The organism is Amycolatopsis eburnea, assembly GCF_003937945.1.
Classification (GTDB): Bacteria; Actinomycetota; Actinomycetes; order Mycobacteriales; family Pseudonocardiaceae; genus Amycolatopsis; species Amycolatopsis eburnea.
The window spans coordinates 1-933 of record NZ_RSEC01000073.1 but is presented as its reverse complement, the minus strand read 5'-3'; the positions used below and the strand labels follow the sequence as shown (position 1 = coordinate 933).

General features: G+C 55.8%; 2 rRNA genes. Both read right to left on the bottom strand.

Going from position 1 to position 933, the window contains the following annotated elements:
* Position 1 precedes the first annotated feature (1 nt).
* Positions 2 to 118, bottom strand: a 5S ribosomal RNA gene (gene rrf, locus EIY87_RS47475).
* Positions 119 to 182: 64 nt separating this feature from the next.
* Positions 183 to 933, bottom strand: a 23S ribosomal RNA gene (locus EIY87_RS47470); the annotation flags it as partial.

The following is a 933-nucleotide window of genomic DNA, read 5'->3' as shown; positions in this document are numbered from 1 at the left end:
AGTTCGGCGGTGTCCTACTCTCCCACAACCCTTCGATTGCAGTACCATCGGCGCTGTCAGGCTTAGCTTCCGGGTTCGGAATGGGACCGGGCGTTTCCCTGACGCTATAACCACCGAAACACTCCGAAACAACACACCTGATGTGGTGTTTCAGAACCGTAGAGTGGATGCGCAACATCTTCGTAGGCAAGTCCTCGGCCTATTAGTACCAGTCAACTCGACAACACATTACTGTGCTTCCATATCTGGCCTATCAACCCAATGGTCTATTGGGAGCCTTAACCCACAAAGGGGTGGGATACCTCATCTTGGAACAGGCTTCCCGCTTAGATGCCTTCAGCGGTTATCCCTTCCGAACGTGGCCAACCAGCCATGCCCTTGGCAGAACAACTGGCACACCAGAGGTTCGTCCGTCCCGGTCCTCTCGTACTAGGGACAGCCTTCCTCAAGTATCCTACGCGCGCGGCGGATAGGGACCGAACTGTCTCACGACGTTCTAAACCCAGCTCGCGTGCCGCTTTAATGGGCGAACAGCCCAACCCTTGGGACCTACTCCGGCCCCAGGATGCGACGAGCCGACATCGAGGTGCCAAACCATGCCGTCGATATGGACTCTTGGGCAAGATCAGCCTGTTATCCCCGGGGTACCTTTTATCCGTTGAGCGACACCCCTTCCACCAGGAGGTGCCGGATCACTAGTCCCGACTTTCGTCCCTGCTCGACATGTCTGTCTCACAGTCAAGCTCCCTTGTGCACTTGCACTCAACACCTGATTGCCAACCAGGCTGAGGGAACCTTTGGGCGCCTCCGTTACCCTTTAGGAGGCAACCGCCCCAGTTAAACTACCCATCAGGCACTGTCCCTGAACCAGATCATGGCCCGAGGTTCAGATTCCCAATTCGACCAGAGTGGTATTTCAACAACGACTCCACA